Raw genomic sequence first — 21,397 nt, forward strand, 5'->3', positions numbered from 1 at the left:
GGGCCGATTCATAGGCTGACCCACAGCAATCCTTTCAATCCGAGGTGTCTATCTGCCATGCGTGCGGAAACCGAAAATCTTGTCGACGAAATCAAGCAGGCCATAAGCCTGCTGAGGAGGCATCTTTGACTGGGATGAAGCGGTAAAGCGGCTCGACTACCTCAACGCACGCGCCGAGGAAGCGGATCTGTGGAACGATCCGCAGGAGGCGCAGAAGCTCATGCGCGAACGGCAGATGCTGGAGGACGGCATCACCGGGGTTCGCGCGCTCACCCAGGGGCTCGAGGACAATATCGGCCTCATAGAGCTGGGCGAGGAGGAAGGCGACGAAGGGGTCGTGCGCGAGGCCGAGGCCGCCTTGAAGGCGCTTGGCGAGGAAATCGCGGCGCGCCAGGTGGAGACGCTGCTGTCCGGCGAAGCCGACGGCAACGACACTTATCTCGAAGTTCATGCGGGCGCCGGCGGCACGGAAAGCCAGGACTGGGCACAGATGCTCCTGCGCATGTACACGCGCTGGGCGGAGCGCCACGGCATGAAGGTCGATGTGCTGGAAATGCACGACGGCGAGGAGGCGGGCATCAAGTCGGCGACGCTGCAGATCAAGGGGCGCAACGCCTATGGATGGCTGAAGACGGAATCGGGCGTGCACCGCCTGGTTCGCATCTCGCCCTTCGACAGCAATGCGCGCCGCCACACCTCGTTTGCCAGCGCCTGGGTTTATCCGGTCGTCGATGACACGATCGAGATCGACATTCCAGAGTCCGAGGTGCGCATCGACACCTATCGCGCGTCCGGCGCCGGCGGCCAGCACGTCAACACGACCGATTCCGCCGTCCGCATCACGCACATCCCCTCGGGCATCGTGGTCCAGTGCCAGAAGGAACGCTCGCAGCACAAGAACCGGGCAACCGCCTGGGATATGCTGCGCGCACGCCTCTATGAGGAGGAACTGAAGAAGCGCGAGGATGCGGCCAACGCCACGGAAGCGGCCAAGACCGACATCGGCTGGGGCCATCAGATCCGTTCATACGTGCTGCAGCCCTATCAGCTGGTGAAGGACCTGCGCACCGGCGTCGAGAGCACCAGCCCGCAAGACGTGCTCGATGGCGAGCTCGACGCCTTCATGGAGGCTTCGCTTTCGCAGCGCGTGCATGGCGCCGACGCCGGCGAGGTTCAAGACCTTACTTGATGTTTCGGCGCCGGATGGGAACACCCGGCGCCGGGATACTGGGATGAAACGCGGAATCCGGCGGCCGGCGGCTCAGCGGCTCGCCTTCATGTAGCCGGCGATCCTTCGCCCGGCGGAGAGGAAGCGCGACGGGTTGACGGCCGTCCCCGAATTGCGGACCTCGTAATGCAGATGCGGCCCGGTGGAGCGCCCGGTCGAGCCGACCTTGCCGACCACCGTTCCCGCCGAAACCGCCTGTCCTTCACGGACCAGAATCCTGCTCATATGCGCGTAGCGGCTGGTCAGGCCGTCGCCATGGTCGATTTCGACCATGCGCCCGTAGCCGCCGTTCCAGCCGGCCTTGATGACGGTCCCGGCTCCGGTTGCATGAACCGCGGTTCCGCGCTGGGCGCGGAAATCGACCCCGGTGTGATGCGCCGGACGACCCAGGAAGGGGTCGCGCCGCGTGCCGAAGGTGCTCGATACGCGGGCGCCGGGGGCCGGGTTTGCCAGAGGCAGGGCGCCCGCCTTGCGCTTGACCGTATTGAGCTTCGACAGGGCATCGTCGAGCTCGCGGACTTGGTCCTCGAACATGTCGCTGCCTGGATCCGCCGCCACCAGCAGCGGGCCGCCTATATCCTGCTCCCCGTAATTCTCGTCGATGGCGATGCCGGTCTCTTCGAGGGCGTCGGCGATCGCGCTTGCGGTCCTGTAGGCGTCTTCGGCGAGCGTCTTCACATTGTTCATCTGCTCGGCTTCGATCGACGCCAGCGCCTTGTTCAGTTGAACGAACAGCCTGTCGGTCCTGTCTGCCTGAGACAGGCTCGCGACTTCGCCCGACACGCCCTCGCGCAGGGGCCAGCGCACCGTGTCCGCCGGAACGGGAGCGAAGGCCGATGCGATGGTGCTCCCGGTTGCCGTCCTGTCGATCTCGGAAGAAGCATCGGCCTTCACGTCGGGGCGCGGCGTGGGCAGCGGCTTGCCGCTCTCAGCGCTCTCGCCGCCGTGGCGATCGAGGATCGGCCCGAGGCGGCTGCGCCGCTCGGTGAGCGCATCTTGCCGCGCGATCAGTTCACCGACCTTTTCCTGCATGAACTGCTGGTCGAGGATCTGCCGGCTGGTGACCCGGTCGAGCTGGGCCCGCAAGGCCGAAATGCGGTCCTCGTAGGCCTGCTGCACGCGCGCCTGCCGCGCCACGCTCGCTCCGATGAGATCGTCGCGCAGGACCAGGTATGTGGTGGCGAGAAGGTAGCCGGTCACCAGACAGGCAAGCGCCGCGCCGGCAAGAGCCACACCCCACGGCCGCACGGTGAAATGCCGTATCGAGTCGCCGCGCGCTATGATGACCGTATGAGGCTCTTTTCGTGTTCCGAAAACCGCGGATTGCTGTGGCTGCTGCACGAGATCGAACTTCCAGACAATAGAGAGAAGGTCGATTTCGATTACACTTGATTAGGGTTAACAAAGCCCTTCGCAGCATAATCGTTCTGCCCGAACCGGCAGCCTGCGCGCCTTGTACCGCCAGTGGTCTGACCGAGACAGATAGTATCCGTCTGTCTCGATAAGTCAGTCCACAAACCATTATGGGTCAGCCTTTTTCGGCGAGGGTTTTCACGGCCTTGAGGACCGCATCGGCGTGACCCGGCACCTTCACCTTGCGCCAGGCCTCCGCGATCCTGCCCTGCTTGTCGATGAGGAAGGTGGAGCGTTCCACGCCCATGTATTTGCGGCCATACATGCTCTTCTCGACCCACACGCCGTAGGCCTGCAGGGCTTCCTTCTCCTGGTCCGAGGCAAGGGCGACGCTAAGCTCATGCTTGGTCTTGAACTTGTCGTGGCTCTTGGGGCTGTCCGGCGACAGGCCGACGATCACGGCACCCGCCTTGTCGAACTCGGGCTTCAGCGCCGAAAAGTCGACCGCTTCGGCCGTGCAGCCGCTCGTATCATCCTTGGGGTAACAGAAAAGTACGACGATCTTGCCGCGAAAGTCGGATAGTTTGATGTTTCCGCCGCCATCGCTCGGCAGGGAAAAGTCAGGCGCTTCGCTTCCTTTGACGGGTTCGGTCATTTTCTTTCCCCTGTTTGTGGATAGGCGATTGGACGCAGAGATATAATGGTGGGAGTGGATTCGTCCATGGCTCGCGTGCATTAACGGAATTGGGTGTGGATCAAAACGGCGCATCACACAGAAAGGTCAGGTTCAGGCGCGGAGACATAGCGGCTCTCGAAAAATTCCCGTCGTCCCGAGGGTGCGTCCGCAATGCGCTGCGGCGGTCCCTTTTCGTGCGTTGGTGCCGTCGGTCGCTCTCCATCGTCGTGGGCATCGGCCTTCTTCTTGCCGCACTGATCCTCGCGGTTCAGTTCGTCGGGGTGGGGGCGATCGGACAGGAGCGGTTGCAGGCCGCGGCGCAGAAGGCGCTCACGTCATTTGCGGGGTTTGCGGTCAAGGCCGACATGGAAGAGCTGCGCCTCGTTCTGAGCGACCGCAGCCTCGTCGCGCTGGAAGTCAGGAAGCTCGATCTCGACAGGGCGGAAACGGGCGACACGCTGATCGAGGCGGATGCCTTGCGCTTCGGTTTCAAGCTTTGGCCGCTGCTGAGCGGACGGATCGAGGTCGGCAGCGTGGAGATCGAGGGCGCACGCATCGATCTGGCGCGTCTTTCCAATCGATCCGAAACCTCCCCGGACGATCCTTTCTGGGCCCGGCCGGTCGAGCCCGGCATGCTGCCGCAGCATGTCTTCAGCGGTCTGCGGCGCGCCTATGCCGCGGCGGAGCGGGCCGGCACACGCTACATCACGCTGCGCGACGTCGAACTGGTCGCGGCCGACAATCCGACGCGGCGGGCGACCGTCGATCTGCGCGCTTCGGTTGCGCCGGCCGGAAAGCTGGATTTCGACGGCACGGTGCATGTCGGCGGACGAGCTGTCGCGGTAACGGGACAGGCTCTGCGCCCGGTCAGGGACGGGCCGATACGGTCGCTTTCGGTTGCCCTGGAATTGCCGCGCGCCGGTTTTCTCGATGCGGCGATCGGCGGACGCGACGATGGGGCCGAGCGCGGCCAGAAGCTCGGTGCTCTGAGGCTGTCGCTGGAAGGCGCCGAAACGGAAGCCGGCAAGGGAAGCCTGGCCCTGGATCTGCGTTTCGAAGATGCCGCCATCGGTCTCGGCGAGGACGGCACCCTGTCGGCCACCGGAAACCTGAGCGCCAAAGTCGACGATGCGGCCGATGCGATCACGATCAGCCGGGCAAATCTGTCGGTGGGCAGGTCGCTCTTTAATTTCGTCGGCAGCCTGGGGCTGCAGGACCGCGACGGCGAGGGCCCGCCGATCTACAGCTTTGATCTGATGAGCCGCAGATCGATCGTGGCGGCCGCCGATTCACCGGAAGCGGACGTTTCTTTTGCCGCCCGCGTGACGGGGCGCATCGAGCCGGCCGGCGGCCGCATCGTCGGGGATGCGGTCCGCATCGTCACCGCGGCCGGACAGGTGTCGGCAAGCGCGGCGGTCACACTCGAGGCGGGCAAGTCTCCCGGCCTGTCCCTTGCCGTCTATGCGAGCGATCTGCCGACCAATGAAGTCAAGCAGTTCTGGCCATGGTTTGCCGCACCTGGTGCTCGCAACTGGGTGCTTTCCAACCTGTTCGGCGGACGGGTCACGGAGGGCAACCTGCGTTTGCGCGTGCCGCCGGGGCGCCTTGGCAACGGCCAGCCGCTGGACAACGACGAGGTCAGTGGCGAGTTCCGGGTCGCCAATGCCCGCTTCGACATTGCCGGTCACATCCCGCCGGTCAGGGACGGCATCGGCATGGTCAAGTTCCAGGGGGCCGACGTCGACGTCTTCATCGATTCGGGCACCGTCTACATGCCGAGCGGACGGACGGTCGCCGCCAGCCAGGGAACGCTGAAGATCCGCAACGCTCACATCCGTCCGCGAATAGGCAAGCTGGAGATCGACGTGGCCGGCGAGGCGCCGGCGGTCGTGGAACTCGCGTCCTACGAGCCGATCGACGTGTCGAGCGTCATCGGCCTGAAGCCGAAGGAGGTGAGCGGCGACGTCAAGGCGCATGTCGCGGCGGATATCCCTTTGAGCAACGGGATCCCGCGTGACATGCTGCGCTGGCGCGTCGCGCTCGACTACGAGAACCTCTCCTTGTCGAAGCCTTTCGACGGACAGACGATCACCGATGCAAAGGGCGTGGCCGTCATCGAGCCCGAAAAGGCGGACATCTCCGCTTCGGCCAAGCTGAACGGTGTGCCGGCCAAACTCGACCTCGTCGAGCCTCTTGGCCAGAACAAGGCGCAAAAGCGCCGCAACGTCACCCTGACCCTCGACGACAAGGCGCGGCGCAGGATCCTGCCGGGCCTCGACGACATCGTGGCCGGGACGAGCGAGGTCAGATACGAGGAGCTCGAAAACGGACTGAGGAAGATCAGCGTCAAGCTCGACGCGGCAGAGCTCATGCTGCCCTGGATGAACTGGCGCAAGGGCACGGGCATCCCGGCATCGGCTTCGTTCGTGATGGAGCAGAAGGAGAACGAGATCGCTCTGCGCGATTTCAATCTCGAGGGCCAGACGTTTGCCGCCAGCGGCCGCCTGACGATCGCCAATGGCGAGCTTGCCTTTGCGCGCTTCGACGGCGCCCGCCTCAACCGCGGGGACGATTTCACGATCACCATCGAGCGGAAGGCGAAGGCCTATGCAATCTCGATGCGCGGCGCCGCTTTCGATGCGCGCTCGGTGATCAAGCAGTATCTGGGCACGCAGGCCGATGCCGGCGATGCCGGAGGAGGCGGTTCGGTCGGCGTCGAGCTGAACGCCAAGCTCACCAGGCTGTCCGGCTTCAGCGGAGAGGTGTTGCGCGACGTCTCGCTGACCTATGTCAGCGACGGGCGGAGTTCCGGCCGCCTCGAGACCTCCGCAACCACCCACAACGGCGGCACCATGACGCTCTCGCGCAACGGCGGGACGATCGGCGCGAACTCGAACGACGCCGGCGCCATCATGCGGTTCCTCGATTTCTATCCGAACATGGAGGGCGGGCAGATGCGGGTCGCCCTTCGCGAGAACGGCCGGACCTTGTCGGGATCCGTCGCGGCGCAGGACTTTTTCATCGTCAACGAGCCGCGCCTGAGGTCCCTTGTTGCCGCGACGGAGACGGGCGATGACAGCCAGGTGGACGTGAGCCGCGTGCGCTTCGACCGCGGCTACGCCAACATCCACAAGTCCGGCGGCAGTCTTGAACTGCAGAACGGGGTGTTGCGCGGGCCGCTGATCGGCACGACGTTCCAGGGCCTGCTGTTCGATGAAAACGACAACATTTCCATCACCGGTACTTTCATGCCGCTATACGGGCTGAACCGGATTTTTGGCGAGATCCCGCTCTTTGGCGAGATTTTGGGAAATGGCCGCGACCGCGGCCTGATCGGCATCACCTACCGCCTGATGGGCAAGCTCGACAGCCCTCAGCTCGAGGTGAACCCGATCTCGGCGATCGCCCCGGGCATCTTCCGGCAGATTTTCGAATATCGTTAGAGCGGTTCATAGTTTCATGGAAACGCTGGCGCGCTCTATCTCATTGTTTTTCCGCATTTATGCGAACGTCAGGTGATTCCACCTGACTGCAAAATGCTATAGGCACGGCCCGGACAATCAGCGCCCGGGCTGGAGCCTCAGACCGGCCGCAGCAGGACGTGCTTCTTCTTGCCGAGCGAGAGCTTGATGACGCCCTCGGGCGTTACGTCCGACAGCCCGACCGCCTGGCGCTCGTCGCTGACCGGCCGGTCGTTGAGCCGCACGGCGCCGCCCTTCACGTGCCGCCGCGCCTCGCCGTTGGAGGAGGCGAGGCCGGCGGTGACGAAAAGCGTCAGAACGCCGATGCCGTCCTGAAGCGCGGCTTGATCGACCTCGACGGTCGGCAGGGTCTCGGCGAGGGTGCCTTCCTCGAAGGTCTTGCGCGCCGTTTCCGCCGCCTCGTCGGCCGCGGCGCGGCCGTGCAGCATGGCGGTCACTTCCGTCGCCAGGATCTTCTTCGCCTCGTTGAGCTCGGCACCCTGCAAAGCACCGAGCCTGGCGATCTCGTCGAGCGGCAGTTTCGTGTAGAGCTTCAGGAAGCGCTCGACATCGGCGTCCTCGGTGTTGCGCCAATATTGCCAGAAATCATAGGCGCCGAGCATCTCCGGGTTCAGCCAGACGGCACCGTCTGCGCTCTTGCCCATCTTGGCGCCCGACGAGGTGGTCAGGAGCGGCGAGGTGAGGGCGTAGAGCTGCGGCGTGCCCATGCGATGGCCGAGATCGATGCCGTTGACGATGTTGCCCCACTGGTCGGACCCGCCCATCTGCAGGCGGCAGCCGTATCGCTTGTTGAGCTCGACGAAGTCGTAGGCCTGCAGGATCATGTAGTTGAACTCGAGGAAGGACAGCGACTGCTCGCGGTCAAGCCTGAGCTTCACCGAATCGAAGGACAGCATCCGGTTGACCGAGAAATGCCGGCCGACGTCGCGCAGGAACGCGACATAGTTGATGTCGAGAAGCCATTGGGCATTGTCGACCATCAGTGCGTCCTGCGGCCCTTCGCCGAAGGACAGATAGTTGGAAAACACGCGCTTTATGCCGGAGATGTTTTCGGCGATCGTCTCCGGTGTCAGGAGTTTGCGGGCCTCGTCCTTGAAGGAGGGGTCGCCGATCATGCCGGTGCCGCCGCCCATCAAGGCGATCGGACGATGGCCGGTCTGCTGCATCCAGTGCAGCATCATGATCTGGATCAGGCCGCCGGCATGCAGGCTCGGCGCCGTCGGATCGAAGCCGATATAGGCAGTGACCGTCTCGTTCCGGAACAGATCATCAAGGCCGGTCTCGTCGGAGACCTGATGAATGAACCCGCGTTCGCTGAGCGTGCGCAGGAAGTCGGATTTGAAGGCGGTCATGGTCTTTCAGGCTCTTTTTATCGTGGCGGGAGAGGTGCCGGTGCGCAAACGCCGATGCGGCACTCTCCCGCGAACTCTATTACTTCAGGCGTTTCGGGCGCGGTTCGGCGAGCTCACCGCGCAGGCGGCGGTCGAGATAGTCCGAGCATTCCTCGATCAGCGTGTCGACGGCATCGGTGTAGAAGTGATTGACGCCCGGAAGGGTCTTCTGCGTGATCGTGATGCCCTTTTGCGACTGCAGCTTGTCGACGAGGCCCTGCACGTCGGCCGGCGGGGCCACCTTGTCGGCATCGCCATGGATGATCAGGCCCGAAGAGGGGCAGGGCGCAAGGAACGAGAAATCGTAGAGGTTGGGCTGCGGGGAGATGGACATGAAGCCCTCGATCTCCGGCCGGCGCATCAGCAGCTGCATGCCGATCCAGGCGCCGAAGGAATAGCCAGCGACCCAGCAGTTCTTGGAATCGGGATGCAGGGATTGCACCCAGTCCAGGGCGGCGGCGGCATCGGAGAGCTCGCCCGTGCCGTGGTCGAAGGCACCCTGGCTGCGCCCGATGCCGCGGAAGTTGAAGCGCAATGTGGTGAAGCCGCGCTGCTGGAACATATAGAACAGATCGTAGACGATCTTGTTGTTCATGGTGCCGCCGAATTGCGGGTGCGGATGCAGGATGAGCGCGATCGGCGCGTTCTTTTCCTTCGACGGCTGGTAACGGCCTTCCAGGCGACCGGCAGGGCCGGCAAAAATGACCTCGGGCATGGGTACTCCACATTGGGCGTCGCAGCGCTTCGGGTTATAAGGATCCGCGTTCCTTGACCCTTGACGCGACGCCGACGCCTCCATAGAAGCTAGTTTAGAATTGTTCAAAAATGGCGGCCACGCGAATTTGACCACCATATCGGCAAGCCGGGTAGATAGGACGGCTCGTCCGGAAAATTCAAGGAAATTACGCTTCGCCGACCAAAGTTTGGCCGACCTTCTATGAACGAGACGACAGGAATCGCCGGGTAGATCCGAAGGACATGGCAGCAGACCGCGCATATCTCGACCACAATGCCAGCGCGCCGCTTCTGGATGAAGCGCGGGCGGCGATGCTCGACGCGCTCTCGCTGGCGGCCAATCCGTCGTCGGTCCATTCCGAAGGACGTGCCGCCCGGCGCATGCTGGAAGAGGCGCGCGCGCAGGTGGCGGCGCTCGTCAACGGCAAGCCGGAGCATGTGGTCTTCACCTCCGGTGCCACCGAGGCGGCGGCCACGCTTCTCACGCCCGACTGGACGATGGGCCGGGCGCCGCTCACCTTCTCGCGGGTGCTCGTCAGCGCCGCCGATCATCCCTGCGTGCTGAAGGGAGGGCGATTTGCCCCGCAGGCCGTCACAGAGATCGGTGTCACCGCCGACGGGGTGGTGGATCTCGACGATCTGCAGGCAAGGCTTGCCGCCCGCGGTCACGACGACGGCCTGACCCTGGTCGCGATGCATGCGGTGAACAATGAGACCGGCGTGATTCAGCCGCTCGCCGAGATCGGCCGCATCGCACATGCCGCCGGCGCCGTGACCGTGTTCGACGCGGTTCAGGCTTGTGGGCGCATTCCTCTCGATATTGCCAATGGTTATGCGGATTACTTCATCCTTTCCTCGCACAAGATCGGCGGGCCGAAGGGGGCAGGCGCCATCGTCGGCGCCGCCGATCTGATGATGCCGCGGCCCCTGATTCCCGGCGGTGGCCAGGAAAAGGGGCATCGCGCGGGCACCGAGAACCTGCCGGCCATTGCCGGCTTCGGCGCTGCAGCACGCGTTGCGGCGGCCGGCCTCAAGGATATGGCGCGCGTGGCGGCACGGCGTGACGGCCTCGAAAGCACGGTCCTCGAGCTGATTCCCGACGCGGTCATTCATGGACATGCGGCCCCGCGCGTGGCCAACACCAGCTTCTTCTCTATTCCCGGCATGAAGGCGGAAACCGCGCAGATCGCATTCGATCTTGCGGGTGTGGCGCTGTCGGCGGGGTCTGCCTGCTCCTCGGGGCGCATCGGCCCCAGCCATGTGCTTCAGGCCATGGGTTTCGGCGATCAGGCGAGCGCGTTGCGCGTGTCGATCGGCCGCAGCACCACAGACCACGATATCGAATGTTTCACCGCGGCTCTGGCAGGCATTGCCAAGCGCCGCAAAGGCAAGGCGGAGGCCGCGTAGCCCGGTCTTGCCGCTGGACCACGACCGCTGCAGATAATAATTGGAGAAAACCACACATATTTACTATGTGAACAGATGAAACCTCTGCTTCGAGGCACTACATGAAGGACGGCCGCTACAGCGCCGTGCATCCTTTTGGACGCATAAAGGACGCTGTAGGTTATTGAAGCGACGCATCGTGCTTTCCGAAAATCGAGTCCGATTTTCGGACCGATGCGCAGGCCGAACACGGTGTGTGCCGGATTTGAAGACGGCCGGGCCTTGACCCCGGCATGGATGGAGAACGCATATGCCTGCCGTGCAGGAGACGATCGACCAGGTCCGCATGATCGATGTGGACCAGTACAAATACGGTTTCGAGACGCTCATCGAGAGCGATCTCGCCCCGAAGGGGCTGAATGAAGACATCATCCGTTTCATCTCGGCCAAGAAGGACGAGCCGGAATGGATGACCGAGTGGCGGCTGCATGCGTTCAAGCGCTGGCAGGCCATGGAAGAGCCGACCTGGGCGCGTGTTTCCTATCCGAAGATCGACTTCCAGGACCTGCATTACTACGCGGCTCCGAAGAACCAGACCGGTCCCAAATCCCTCGACGAGGTGGATCCCGAGCTTCTCAAAACCTATGAGAAGCTGGGCATTCCGCTGCGCGAGCAGGAGATACTCGCCGGCGTGCGCAAGCAGGGCGAGCCGAGCTCGCTCGACGGCGAGGCCAGCGACAACGTCTACAGCTCCGGCCGCGTGGCAGTCGATGCGGTGTTCGATTCCGTCTCGGTCGTGACCACCTTCAAGAAGGAATTGGCCAAGGCGGGCGTGATCTTCTGCTCGATCTCGGAAGCCATCCGCGAGCATCCGGAGCTGGTCCAGAAATATCTGGGCTCGGTCGTGCCTGTTTCGGACAATTTCTACGCCACGCTCAATTCGGCGGTCTTCACCGACGGCTCCTTCGTCTATGTGCCGAAGGGCGTGCGCTGCCCGATGGAGCTGTCGACCTATTTCCGCATCAACGAGAAGAACACCGGCCAGTTCGAGCGCACGCTGATCATCGCCGACGAGGGGGCCTATGTGTCCTATCTCGAAGGCTGCACGGCGCCGCAGCGCGACGAGAACCAGCTTCATGCCGCGGTCGTCGAGCTGATCGCGCTCGACGATGCGGAGATCAAGTACTCGACGGTGCAGAACTGGTATCCGGGCGATTCCGAAGGCAAGGGCGGCATTTACAACTTCGTCACCAAGCGCGGCGACTGCCGGGGCCGGAACTCGAAGATTTCCTGGACCCAGGTCGAGACCGGCTCGGCGATCACCTGGAAATACCCCTCGTGCATCCTGCGCGGCGACAACAGCCGCGGCGAGTTCTATTCGATCGCCGTGTCGAACGGACACCAGCAGATCGATTCGGGCACCAAGATGCTGCATCTCGGCAAGAACACGTCGAGCCGCATCATCTCCAAGGGCATTTCCGCCGGCAAGTCGCAGAACACCTATCGCGGCCAGGTCTCCGCACACCGCAAGGCGGCCAATGCGCGCAACTTCACCCAGTGCGATTCGCTGCTGATCGGCAACGATTGCGGTGCGCACACCGTGCCCTATATCGAGGCGAAGAACGCCACGGCGCAGTTCGAGCACGAGGCTACCACCTCGAAAATCTCCGAAGATCAGCTCTTCTACGTGATGCAGCGCGGCATTCCGGAAGAGGAGGCCATCGCGCTGATCGTCAACGGCTTCGTCAAGGACGTCATCCAGGAACTGCCGATGGAGTTTGCCGTCGAGGCGCAGAAGCTGATTGGTATTTCGCTAGAAGGTTCTGTCGGCTGAGACCGGCGCAAGAGTTTGGAAGAAAACATGCTTGAGATCAGAAATCTGCACGCCCGCATCGCCGAGGACGGCACCGAGATCATCCGCGGCCTGAACCTCACGGTGAATGCCGGCGAAGTGGCCGCCATCATGGGGCCCAACGGCTCCGGCAAGTCGACGCTGTCCTATATCCTTGCCGGACGCGAGGACTACGAGGTCACCGAGGGCGATATTCTCTACAATGGCGAGTCCATTCTCGAGATGGACCCGGCCGAGCGCGCCAGCGCCGGCATCTTCCTCGCCTTCCAGTATCCGATGGAGATACCGGGCGTTGCCACCATGGAGTTCCTGAAGACGGCCATCAACGCCCAGCGCAAGGCGCGCGGCGAGGAGGAGCTGAAGATCCCCGATCTTCTGAAGCGCGTGCGCGCCGCCGCCGACGAGCTCAACATGGACATGAGCATGCTGAAGCGTCCGCTCAATGTGGGCTTCTCCGGCGGCGAGAAGAAGCGGGCCGAGATCCTGCAGATGAAGCTCCTGGAGCCGAAGCTGTGCGTGCTCGACGAAACCGATTCCGGCCTCGACATCGATGCGCTGAAGATCGTCGCCGAAGGCGTCAACTCGCTGCGCTCGCCGGATCGCGCCGTGGTGGTCATCACCCACTATCAGCGGCTGCTCGACTACATCGTGCCCGACAAGGTGCATGTGCTGTACCGCGGCCAGGTGATCAAGTCCGGCGACAAGGAACTGGCGCTCGAGCTGGAGAAGAACGGGTATGCCGGCATCATCGGCGAAGCCGCGTGAGGTGTCGCAGATGAACCTTCATGCACCCACCACCACGAGAACGGCCGCCGAAGCGGCGCTGATCGACGGCTTCGCCGACCGGATCTCGGATTTACCGGGCGATGCCGATGTCACGGTGCGCCGCGACGAGGCGCTGGAGCAGCTCAAGGCCGGATTGCCCACCCGCCGTGTCGAGGCATGGCACTACACCGATCTTCGCCGGCTGTTGTCTTCCGTTCCCGCCCACAAGCTCGAAACGGATGCGCAGGCCGTCGCCCCGCTGATCGACAGGGCTCTTGTCCTGCCGGTGGTGAATGGCGTTGCCGCCAATCCGACGGCGATCGAAGGCGTTTCCGTCTCGCGGCTGGCCGACCGGCTGATCGACGGGGATCTCACCCAGCGGCTTGCCGCGGCCGGTCCCGACGACACGGTGGGCGCCATCAACGCGGCGTTCGTTTCGGACGGCTACTGGCTGGAGATCGCCGAGAATGCCGAGCTCGAGCGGGCGCTCGAGTTGCAGAACGTCCATTCCGGGGGGCAGGTGCACAGCCGTTTTGCCGTGAAGGCGGGCGCGGGGTCGAAGTCGACCATCGTCGAGCGCCAGACCGGCACCGACGACGTGCTCGTGTCTTCGGTCAGCCATCTCGACGTCGGCGACGGCGCCGAGGTGCTGTGGATCGTGCTGCAGGAGCAGCCGGAGGCGGCATCGCATCTGGCCCAGTTCACGGCTTCCATCGGCAAGGACGCCAAGCTTACCGTGTTCATCATGAACAGCGGCGGAAAGCTGGTGCGCCAGGAGGTCAGGGTCGTGGCGACAGGCGAGGGCTCCGAGTTCCGCTTGCGCGGCATCAATCTCCTGGCGGGCGAGACGCATTGCGACGTGACGATGGTGCTGGATCACCTGGCGCCGTCCACCTATTCGACGGAGACGGTGCGCAACGTCGTTACCGGCAAGGCGAACGGCGTTTTCCAGGGGCAGATCCGCGTTGCCCGCGATGCGCAGAAGACCGACGCCAAGATGGCCTGCAACACGCTGCTCTTGTCCGACGAAGGCGGCTTCTCGGCGAAGCCGGAGCTGGAGATCTTCGCCGACGACGTGGCCTGCGGCCATGGTGCGACCGTGACGGAGATCGAGGCCGACCACCTCTTCTATCTGATGGCGCGCGGCATCGACGAGAAGACGGCCCGGGGCCTTTTGGTCAAGGCCTTCCTCGCCGAAGTGATCGAGGAGCTTGAGGACGAGGCGGTGATCGAGGCCCTGGAAGAAAAGCTTGCCGCCTGGTTCGCCGCGCACGGGTAAGGCTTTCGGCGCCGGGCTGTCGGTGCCTGGCGTCGCCCTGGATGCGGCGAGAGGCGAATAGTCGAACGGGAAGGTTGAGCAGTGGACCAGACGGTCGAAAACAAGAGCTACGATGTCGAGGCGATCCGCCGCGACTTTCCGATCCTCGCGCGCGAGGTCTACGGTAAGCCGCTGGTCTATCTCGACAACGGCGCTTCGGCCCAGAAGCCGCAGGCGGTGATCGACGCCGTGACGCATGCCTATTCGAATGAATATGCCAATGTGCACCGCGGCCTGCATTTCCTTTCCAATGCGGCGACCGATGCCTATGAGAAGGCGCGCGAGACCGTCCGCCGCTTCCTGAACGCGACGAGCATCGACGAGATCGTCTTCACGAAATCGGCCACCGAGGCGATCAACACCGTTGCCTATGGCCATGCCATGCCGCGCATCGGCGAGGGCGACGAGATCGCGCTCTCCATCATGGAGCATCACTCCAACATCGTGCCCTGGCATTTCCTGCGCGAGCGTCAGGGCGCAAAGCTCGCCTGGATTCCGGTCGACGAGGACGGCGTGCTGACGGTCGAGGCGTTCGAGCGGACGCTGACCGAGCGCACCAGGCTGGTGGCGATCACGCATATGTCCAACGTGCTCGGCACGGTCACGCCGCTCAAGGAGATCATCCGGATCGCCCATGAGCGCGGCATTCCGGTGCTGGTGGACGGCAGCCAGGGGGCCGTGCACCTGCCGGTCGACGTTGCGGCGCTCGATTGCGACTTCTACGTCTGCACGGGTCATAAGCTCTACGGCCCCTCCGGCATCGGTGTTCTCTACGGCAAGAAGGAGCGGCTGCAGGCCATGCGGCCCTTCCAGGGCGGCGGCGAGATGATCGAGGACGTGACGGTCGACAACGTCACCTACAACGATCCGCCGCACCGCTTCGAGGCGGGCACGCCGCCGATCGTGCAGGCGATCGGCCTCGGCGCCGCGCTGGAGTATATCGAGAGCGTCGGACGCGAGGCGATCGCCGCTCACGAGGCGGATCTTGTCCACTATGCGCATGAGCGCCTGGGACACCTCAATTCGCTGCGTATTTTCGGCAATGCGCCGGGCAAGGGAGCGATCGTCTCCTTCGAGCTTCAGGGCATCCATGCCCACGACGTGTCGATGGTGATCGACCGTGCGGGTGTTGCCGTGCGCGCCGGCACGCATTGCGCCCAGCCGCTTCTGAAGCGTTTCGGCGTGACCTCGACCTGCCGGGCGTCCTTCGGCATGTACAACACGCGAGCCGAGGTGGATGCCTTGGCCGAGGCGCTTGAGAAAGCGCGCACATTCTTCGGGTGACGACGATGACAGATGCACCACAGGACACCGAGACCGGAGCTGCCGCGGCGGGAGAGGCCGTGTTTTCGGCCTCCGCCATACCGCAGGACGAGCTCGCGCGGCTGACCGACGACATCATCAGCGCGTTGAAGACCGTCTACGACCCCGAGATCCCGGCCGACATCTACGAGCTTGGCCTGATCTACAAGATCGATATCGAGGATGACCGCTCGGTGAAGATCGACATGACACTGACGGCGCCGGGCTGTCCGGTGGCCGGCGAGATGCCGGGTTGGGTGCAGAACGCCGTCGGTGCCGTCGAAGGGGTGGGAGACGTGGACGTCGCCATGGTGTTCGATCCGCCCTGGACCCCCGACCGGATGTCGGAAGAGGCGCAGGTCGCCGTCGGCTGGTATTGACCGACATATTGATCGGCGCCCCGCCGGCCCTTGCAACGGCCGCGAATCTTGACCATCTTTGTGAGGAAACCCATCCGCGAGCCTTTCACTCGCCGTGCATGGAGAAACCGATGAGCCGATTTCAAGTGATGACCATGACCGACGCTGCGGCCGACCGCGTGCGCGAGATCGTCGCGGCAAGGCCGGGCGCACAAGGCGTGCGCGTCGGCATCAAGAAAGGCGGCTGCGCGGGGATGGAATATACGGTCGATCTGGTGACCGAGCCGGACCTCAAGGACGATCACGTCGAGCGCGAAGGGGCGCATGTCTATGTCGCTCCGGAAGCGGCGCTTTTCCTGCTCGGCACGGAGCTCGATTTCGAGGTGACGAAGCTGCGCACCGGCTTCACGTTCAAGAATCCGAATCAGACCTCCGCCTGCGGTTGCGGAGAGTCCATCGAGCTTCAGCCGGCGGATCTGAAGGCGCTGGCCGAGGCCCGCGGCGCGGCCTGAGACGCTCGCTGGTGGACGATGACGCCATTCGCGATCTGTTTGCGAGCCTTGGGCCGGTAACGATCAGGCGCATGTTCGGCGGCAAAGGCATCTACCATCGCGGCGTCGTCTTCGCCCTTGAAGTCGGCGGTGAAATCCTTCTCAAGGCCGATGCGCAGACGGCGGCGCTTTTTGCCGAAGCGGGCTCCCGCCAATGGGTCTACGAGGGCCAGAAGGGGCGGGGGCCGGTCGCGATGCCCTACTGGTCCATCCCCGATCCTGCAATCGACGATCCCGACGAGATGGCGCTGTGGGCGTTGCGGGCCTTCGAGGCCGGCATGCGATCCGGCAAGAAATAATCCCGATACGCGCTTGGGGCGCCGTGCGTCCTCTTGGACCCACAAAGGACGCTCCATCTGTTTGTTTTTCCGCATTTGTGCGGACGTCAGGTGAGTTCACCTGACTGCAAAATGCTATAGGGCCGCGCACAAAAAAGCCGCCGCAGGACCATTGCGGCGGCGGTCTCTCATCGAGCGCCTTTCCTGCGCCCGAACGGGCGCATCGGGCCTTCAGGTTTTCACGACGATCTTCATGAAGGCCGGCACGTCGTCGCCGAAGCCGACCGGCGTGTCCTCGTGCCGCTCGTGCCTGCTCGCCCGCCTGGGCGCCCGGTGCTGCTCCGCCTCGACGGCGGGTTCCTCGGCGGCAGGTTTCGCCTTGCGGTCGGCATTGTCCGACTTGATGGCGTCCTTGCGGGCCTTCCTGCCGCCACCCGACTTCTCGCTGCCGCCGGCATCCTTGCCGCCGCGCCTGGCGCCCCGGCCGCGCGGCTTCTCATCCGCCTCGTCCTCGATGTCGAGCGTCGAGAGGTCGCCGTCCAGCCATTCGGTTTCCCGGCCGATCAGCTTTTCGATCGCGTCGACATACCTCTTGTCGGCACGCGTCACCAGGGTGAAGGCCTTGCCCGAGCGCCCCGCGCGGCCCGTGCGGCCGATGCGGTGCACGTAGTCGTCGGCATGGATCGGCACGTCGAAATTGAAGACGTGGCTGACATCGGGAATGTCGAGACCGCGCGCGGCGACGTCGGAGGCGACCAGAAGCTTCAGCTTTCCTTTGCGGAAATTCTCCAGCATGGCCATGCGGGCGCGCTGGTCCATGTCGCCGTGCAGGGCGCCGGCATCGTATTCGTGGCGCGCCAGCGAGCGGAAGAGCGTCGCCACCTCGCTCTTGCGGTTGCAGAAGATGATCGCGTTCTTCAGCGATTCTCCCTCGTCGTCGATCAGCTTGCGCAGCTTCTCGCGCTTGGACCACGGCTTGGAGCCCGCCTTGACGAAACGCTGGGTGATGTTGATGGCCGTCGTCGCCGGGCGCGAGACCTCGACGCGCACCGGCGCCTGAAGGAACTGCTCGGTGAGCTTGGTGATCTCCGGCGGCATGGTGGCCGAGAAGAAGAGCGTCTGGCGCGTGAAGGGGATCAGCTTGCAGATGCGCTCGATGTCGGGGATGAAGCCCATGTCGAGCATGCGGTCGGCTTCGTCGATGACGAAGATGTCGACGCCCGTCAGAAGCAGCTTGCCGCGCTCGAAATGGTCGAGCAGGCGGCCGGGCGTGGCGATCAGCACGTCGGCCCCGCGCTCCAGCTTCTTCTCCTGCTCGTCGAAGGAGACGCCGCCGATCAGAAGGGCGATGTTGAGCCGATGGTTCTTGCCGTATTTGACGAAGTTCTCCTCGACCTGGGCGGCCAATTCGCGCGTCGGCTCGAGGATCAGCGTGCGCGGCATGCGCGCCCGCGCCCGGCCGCGCTCCAGCCTGGTCAGCATCGGCAGCACGAAGGAGGCGGTCTTGCCCGTGCCGGTCTGGGCGATGCCCAGCACGTCCTTTCCGGCGATGGCATGAGGAATGGCGCCGGCCTGGATCGGCGTCGGCTCGGTGTAGCCCGCGTCGGCGACGGCGGAGAGGACCTTCGGCGACAAACCGAGATCGGAGAATGTCAACGCTTCTTGAGCGGTGTCTTGTTCTGCTGGCACGTTTTGGCTGTCTTTATCCGTTGCGGCCCGGACGCCGCCTGTCTGAGGCATTTCACCTCGAATCTCTGGTGGGCCTACGGCTTGAAGCGCGCAATGTCAACACGGCACTTGCCGCAAAGGCAGGTTAGGGCCGGGACCCGGGCTCAATAGCGGAACTGTTCGGAAAGAATCCGCTCGTTCCAGGAATGGCTCTCGTCGAACAGGACGGTGACCGTTCGATTGTGTGATTCGCGCACCTCCACGGAAACCACCGATTTGATCTCCGTGTGGTCGGCGACGGCGTTGACGGGGCGCTTTTCCGGCTCGAGTATGTCGAAACGCACCGTCGCCTGGTTCGACAGCAGCGCTCCGCGCCAGCGTCGCGGGCGGAAGGGGCTGACCGGGGTGAGCGCCAGAAGCGGCGCGTCGAGCGGCAGGATCGGCCCGTGTGCGGAAAGATTGTAGGCGGTCGAGCCGGCCGGCGTCGCCACCATCACGCCGTCGCAGATGAGCTCCTCGAGCCGGACCTTGCCGTCGATCGCGATGCGGATCTTGGCGGCCTGGTAGGATTGGCGCAGAAGCGAGACCTCGTTGACGGCCAGCGCCTCGAAGACCTTGCCGTCGGCGTCGACGGCATGCATCTGCAGCGGGCGGATGGTTTCGGGGATGGCGGCGGCGATGCGCTCGCGCAGCCCGTCCTCCCTGTACTCGTTCATCAGGAATCCGACCGTGCCGCGGTTCATGCCGTAGATGCGCTTGCCCGAGCCCATGGTCTCGCGCAGGACCTGCAGCATGAAGCCGTCGCCGCCAAGCGCAACGATGACATCGGCATCCTCGACGCGCTCCTGTCCGTAGAGCGCCGAAAGGCGTGCCGCCGCCTCGAAGGCATCCTCGGTATCGGCATGCAGGAAGGAGAGGGCCTGTGAGTGTCGGGTCATGGCGGCTGGCGGGGACCTGTATGGATGCAACGGGTTATTCGGTTAGCATGTGGCAGCACGGCTGCAAAGGCATGCGGCCTGCGCATGGATGTGGGGATCGATCGGACACTTTGCCAGATTTGATTTCACTGCAGCGGCAATTGTGCTAACGGAGCGGCGGTTGCCCTTGTAGCTCAGTTGGTAGAGCACCTGATTTGTAATCAGGGGGTCGGCGGTTCGAGTCCGTCCGGGGGCACCAGTTTTCGGATTGTACGACCCGGAGACATAGGTAACAGGCTGTCCCCAAGAGATGGGTGACTCCCTCATGCCGAATGCGGCACGTCGGCCCTCCTGATTCCCCGCCACGCTCGCGCCAGAGGCGGCGATCGTCCTAAAGCCAGAAATCTGGGTCTTCCAAACGCAGCTCGAAAAGCGCGTCTATACGGCGCAGTTCTTCGGCAAGCGTCACGCAGGCCCATTCGAGGTCGGGCACTGTGAGAGTCTTGTCGCTCGCGAACGCTCGGTTGGCGATGTCCATGGCGGAGAAGACATCCTCCGAATGTTCTGGCTTAAGCATGAAAGTCCCCAAAAAATGCCCCGGGGGAAACTAGCACAACAGAATTTCGCCGTTCAACCGGTGGCCGAAACTCTTTGTGGTTTTCAACTCATGTTGCCTGTCGTCAGGCTCTCACCCGGCGGCCGCAGGGAGCGATCACCGCTGGCTGATTGCGGCCGACAGGTGCCGGCGCGCCGCGTAGAGCGAGACGGCGGCGGCGTTGGAGACGTTCAGCGAGCGGATGGGGCCGGGCATATCGAGGCGGGCGAGGGCGGAGACGGTGTCGCGCGTCTTCTGGCGCAGCCCCTTTCCCTCGGCGCCGAGCACCAGGGCGATGCGATCGCCGGCAAAGGTCGCTTCGAGCTGTTCGGGCCCTTCCGAATCAAGGCCGATCACCTGGAAGCCGGCCTCCTTCAACTCCTCGATGGCAGCCGCCAAATTGCGCACCGTGACGTGATCGACGTGCTCCAGGGCACCCGATGCGGCTTTGGCCAGGACGCCTGATTCGGCGGGGCTGTGACGCGCCGTCGTCACCAGCGCATGGACGCCAAAGGCGACGGCCGAGCGCATGATGGCGCCGACATTGTGCGGATCGGTCACCTGGTCGAGCACCAGCACGAGGGCGGCTCCCCGCAGGTCGCCCAGCGGCTTGGAAGCCAACGGCTCGGCCTCGATCAGGACGCCCTGATGCACCGCGTCGGGCCCCGTCAGCCTGTCGATGTCGCGGGGCTCGACCAGCTCGACGGGAAAGGGCAGGGCGCTTGTCTCTCCGAGCTCGAGCCGTGCGGCGGCGTTGCGGGTCACGCGCATGTGACGGATCCTGCGTCGCGGATTGTCGAGGGCGGCGCGCACGGTGTGAAGGCCGTAAAGCCGCACCAGGCCGTCTTGCGGCTCGCTCTTGCCATGGGGGCGTGCCGCCGCCGCGCCGTGCTGCTTTCCCTGCGCGCGCTCGCGGTGGGCGCGGCGCAACCGCGCATAGTGGGCGTCCTTCGGAGTCCTGGAATTCTTTTCGTCGCTCATCGCGTCTCTATAAAGCGGAGCGCTGGAAAGTGGAACGGGATTTGCCGGACGAAAAGTTTTTCTCGCCTGATCCGTGACAGGCGGTTGACAGTGCCTGGCCGTCTCGCCATAAGGCGCATCGCGGAAATCGGGCGGCAGGCTTTGCCGGTTTCGGGTTTCGCGACACATCGCACGGCTCCGGCGATATGACGGAGGGGTGTCCGAGTGGTTAAAGGAGACGGACTGTAAATCCGTTGGCTATGCCTACGCTGGTTCGAATCCAGCCCCCTCCACCACCGTCCCCGGCAGCCAGGCGAACCGGACTCCGCGGGTATAGCTCAATGGTAGAGCAGCAGCCTTCCAAGCTGAATATGCGGGTTCGATTCCCGCTACCCGCTCCAAATCATATCCAATTCGACATGTTTTTCGTCTCCGCGGCGCGGCTCGGGAGTCCGGCGACCGATATGGGATTGCTCCACGGCATCAAGACGTTCGCGGCATCTTTTCGGGTTATCCCGCCGGGACGAAGGTGAAGACGGCGAGGCCGGCGGCCGCGGCGCCGGCCGTGGCTCCCGCCAATG

18 protein-coding genes and 3 tRNA genes are annotated in these 21,397 nt (G+C 64.1%); 13 read left to right on the forward strand and 8 right to left on the reverse strand.

Annotation, left to right across the window (positions count from 1 at the left end; translation table 11 throughout):
• Positions 1-57: 57 nt before the first annotated feature.
• Positions 58-1,189, forward strand: a protein-coding gene (prfB, locus tag NUU27_RS09880) for a peptide chain release factor 2 (RefSeq protein ID WP_257761930.1) whose coding sequence is annotated in 2 segments (ribosomal slippage) — positions 58-126 and positions 128-1,189 — 1,131 coding nt in all. Because the reading frame shifts where the segments join, the coding sequence is not laid out codon by codon here.
• A 72-nt stretch (positions 1,190-1,261) separates the two neighbouring features.
• Here the strand turns inward: prfB and NUU27_RS09885 are convergent.
• Positions 1,262-2,569 (reverse strand): M23 family metallopeptidase, encoded by a 1,308-nt coding sequence (locus tag NUU27_RS09885; RefSeq protein WP_257761931.1) that lies wholly within the window; start codon positions 2,567-2,569, stop codon positions 1,262-1,264.
• A 187-nt stretch (positions 2,570-2,756) separates the two neighbouring features.
• The gene (locus NUU27_RS09890; protein ID WP_257761932.1) at positions 2,757-3,236 is read right to left on the reverse strand and encodes a peroxiredoxin; all 480 of its coding nucleotides are present in this window, start codon (positions 3,234-3,236) and stop codon (positions 2,757-2,759) included.
• 215 nt (positions 3,237-3,451) lie between these two features.
• On the opposite strand from NUU27_RS09890, the gene NUU27_RS09895 reads away from it, so the two are divergent.
• A complete protein-coding gene (locus NUU27_RS09895) occupies positions 3,452-6,700 on the forward strand; it encodes a DUF3971 domain-containing protein (RefSeq protein WP_257761933.1) in 3,249 nt (1,082 codons plus the stop codon).
• Between the two features lie 137 nt (positions 6,701-6,837).
• On the opposite strand, the gene tyrS is transcribed toward NUU27_RS09895, so the two are convergent.
• Both tyrS and NUU27_RS09905 read right to left on the reverse strand, forming a co-directional pair.
• Complete coding sequence (tyrS, locus tag NUU27_RS09900; RefSeq protein WP_257761934.1) at positions 6,838-8,091, reverse strand: tyrosine--tRNA ligase; 1,254 nt, start codon at positions 8,089-8,091, stop codon at positions 6,838-6,840.
• A gap of 79 nt (positions 8,092-8,170) precedes the next feature.
• Positions 8,171-8,845 (reverse strand): alpha/beta hydrolase, encoded by a 675-nt coding sequence (locus NUU27_RS09905; RefSeq protein ID WP_257761935.1) that lies wholly within the window; start codon positions 8,843-8,845, stop codon positions 8,171-8,173.
• Positions 8,846-9,108: 263 nt separating this feature from the next.
• Here NUU27_RS09905 and NUU27_RS09910 point away from each other — a divergent pair, with 263 nt between their 5' ends.
• The 8 genes from NUU27_RS09910 to NUU27_RS09945 all read left to right on the forward strand — a co-directional run bounded on the left by NUU27_RS09910 (position 9,109) and on the right by NUU27_RS09945 (position 16,697).
• A complete protein-coding gene (locus NUU27_RS09910; RefSeq protein WP_257761936.1) occupies positions 9,109-10,272 on the forward strand; it encodes a cysteine desulfurase family protein in 1,164 nt (387 codons plus the stop codon).
• A gap of 289 nt (positions 10,273-10,561) precedes the next feature.
• Complete coding sequence (gene sufB / locus NUU27_RS09915) at positions 10,562-12,085, forward strand: Fe-S cluster assembly protein SufB (RefSeq protein WP_257761937.1); 1,524 nt, start codon at positions 10,562-10,564, stop codon at positions 12,083-12,085.
• 27 nt (positions 12,086-12,112) lie between these two features.
• Positions 12,113-12,868 carry a Fe-S cluster assembly ATPase SufC gene (sufC, locus tag NUU27_RS09920; protein ID WP_257761938.1) on the forward strand — a complete coding sequence of 252 codons (756 nt, stop codon included), beginning with the start codon at positions 12,113-12,115 and terminating at the stop codon, positions 12,866-12,868.
• Positions 12,869-12,878: 10 nt separating this feature from the next.
• Positions 12,879-14,147 carry a Fe-S cluster assembly protein SufD gene (sufD, locus tag NUU27_RS09925; RefSeq protein WP_257761939.1) on the forward strand — a complete coding sequence of 423 codons (1,269 nt, stop codon included), beginning with the start codon at positions 12,879-12,881 and terminating at the stop codon, positions 14,145-14,147.
• Between the two features lie 81 nt (positions 14,148-14,228).
• Positions 14,229-15,470 (forward strand): cysteine desulfurase, encoded by a 1,242-nt coding sequence (locus NUU27_RS09930; RefSeq protein WP_257761940.1) that lies wholly within the window; start codon positions 14,229-14,231, stop codon positions 15,468-15,470.
• Between the two features lie 5 nt (positions 15,471-15,475).
• On the forward strand, positions 15,476-15,868 hold the full coding sequence (locus tag NUU27_RS09935) for an SUF system Fe-S cluster assembly protein (protein ID WP_257761941.1): 393 nt from the start codon (positions 15,476-15,478) through the stop codon (positions 15,866-15,868).
• 110 nt (positions 15,869-15,978) lie between these two features.
• The gene (sufA, locus tag NUU27_RS09940; RefSeq protein WP_257761942.1) at positions 15,979-16,359 is read left to right on the forward strand and encodes a Fe-S cluster assembly scaffold SufA; all 381 of its coding nucleotides are present in this window, start codon (positions 15,979-15,981) and stop codon (positions 16,357-16,359) included.
• A gap of 11 nt (positions 16,360-16,370) precedes the next feature.
• Entirely contained in the window at positions 16,371-16,697 is a 327-nt protein-coding gene (locus NUU27_RS09945) for a TfoX/Sxy family protein (RefSeq protein ID WP_257761943.1), read from the forward strand.
• A gap of 210 nt (positions 16,698-16,907) precedes the next feature.
• On the opposite strand, the gene NUU27_RS09950 is transcribed toward NUU27_RS09945, so the two are convergent.
• Together NUU27_RS09950 and NUU27_RS09955 are read right to left on the reverse strand one after the other, a co-directional pair.
• Positions 16,908-18,365, reverse strand: a complete 1,458-nt coding sequence (locus NUU27_RS09950; RefSeq protein WP_257761944.1) for a DEAD/DEAH box helicase — start codon at positions 18,363-18,365, stop codon at positions 16,908-16,910.
• Positions 18,366-18,508: 143 nt separating this feature from the next.
• Positions 18,509-19,282, reverse strand: coding sequence for an NAD kinase (locus NUU27_RS09955; RefSeq protein WP_257761945.1), 774 nt, complete (start codon positions 19,280-19,282; stop codon positions 18,509-18,511).
• A gap of 162 nt (positions 19,283-19,444) precedes the next feature.
• Here NUU27_RS09955 and NUU27_RS09960 point away from each other — a divergent pair.
• Positions 19,445-19,520: transfer RNA gene (locus NUU27_RS09960), tRNA-Thr, on the forward strand.
• A 132-nt stretch (positions 19,521-19,652) separates the two neighbouring features.
• Here NUU27_RS09960 and NUU27_RS09965 read toward each other — a convergent pair.
• Positions 19,653-19,799, reverse strand: coding sequence for a hypothetical protein (locus NUU27_RS09965; protein WP_257761946.1), 147 nt, complete (start codon positions 19,797-19,799; stop codon positions 19,653-19,655).
• 174 nt (positions 19,800-19,973) lie between these two features.
• Positions 19,974-20,837 carry an RNA methyltransferase gene (locus NUU27_RS09970; protein WP_257761947.1) on the reverse strand — a complete coding sequence of 288 codons (864 nt, stop codon included), beginning with the start codon at positions 20,835-20,837 and terminating at the stop codon, positions 19,974-19,976.
• Between the two features lie 190 nt (positions 20,838-21,027).
• Here NUU27_RS09970 and NUU27_RS09975 point away from each other — a divergent pair.
• A tRNA-Tyr gene (locus tag NUU27_RS09975) sits at positions 21,028-21,112 on the forward strand.
• Between the two features lie 31 nt (positions 21,113-21,143).
• Positions 21,144-21,217 (forward strand) — tRNA-Gly (locus NUU27_RS09980).
• The last annotated feature ends 180 nt before the right edge of the window (positions 21,218-21,397 follow it).

This window comes from Nitratireductor sp. ZSWI3, assembly GCF_024655565.1.
Classification (GTDB): Bacteria; Pseudomonadota; Alphaproteobacteria; order Rhizobiales; family Rhizobiaceae; genus Nitratireductor.

Excerpts from the sequence above, each read along its gene's own strand:
- NUU27_RS09905 (WP_257761935.1), bottom strand. The coding sequence starts at position 8,845 with ATGCCCGAGGTCATTTTTGCCGGCCCTGCCGGTCGCCTGGAAGGCCGT.
- NUU27_RS09965 (WP_257761946.1), bottom strand. The coding sequence starts at position 19,799 with ATGGACATCGCCAACCGAGCGTTCGCGAGCGACAAGACTCTCACAGTG.
- NUU27_RS09955 (WP_257761945.1), bottom strand. The coding sequence starts at position 19,282 with ATGACCCGACACTCACAGGCCCTCTCCTTCCTGCATGCCGATACCGAG.
- sufB (WP_257761937.1), top strand. The coding sequence starts at position 10,562 with ATGCCTGCCGTGCAGGAGACGATCGACCAGGTCCGCATGATCGATGTG.
- sufC (WP_257761938.1), top strand. The coding sequence starts at position 12,113 with ATGCTTGAGATCAGAAATCTGCACGCCCGCATCGCCGAGGACGGCACC.
- sufD (WP_257761939.1), top strand. The coding sequence starts at position 12,879 with ATGAACCTTCATGCACCCACCACCACGAGAACGGCCGCCGAAGCGGCG.
- NUU27_RS09935 (WP_257761941.1), top strand. The coding sequence starts at position 15,476 with ATGACAGATGCACCACAGGACACCGAGACCGGAGCTGCCGCGGCGGGA.
- NUU27_RS09970 (WP_257761947.1), bottom strand. The coding sequence starts at position 20,837 with ATGAGCGACGAAAAGAATTCCAGGACTCCGAAGGACGCCCACTATGCG.
- sufA (WP_257761942.1), top strand. The coding sequence starts at position 15,979 with ATGAGCCGATTTCAAGTGATGACCATGACCGACGCTGCGGCCGACCGC.
- NUU27_RS09910 (WP_257761936.1), top strand. The coding sequence starts at position 9,109 with ATGGCAGCAGACCGCGCATATCTCGACCACAATGCCAGCGCGCCGCTT.
- tyrS (WP_257761934.1), bottom strand. The coding sequence starts at position 8,091 with ATGACCGCCTTCAAATCCGACTTCCTGCGCACGCTCAGCGAACGCGGG.
- NUU27_RS09890 (WP_257761932.1), bottom strand. The coding sequence starts at position 3,236 with ATGACCGAACCCGTCAAAGGAAGCGAAGCGCCTGACTTTTCCCTGCCG.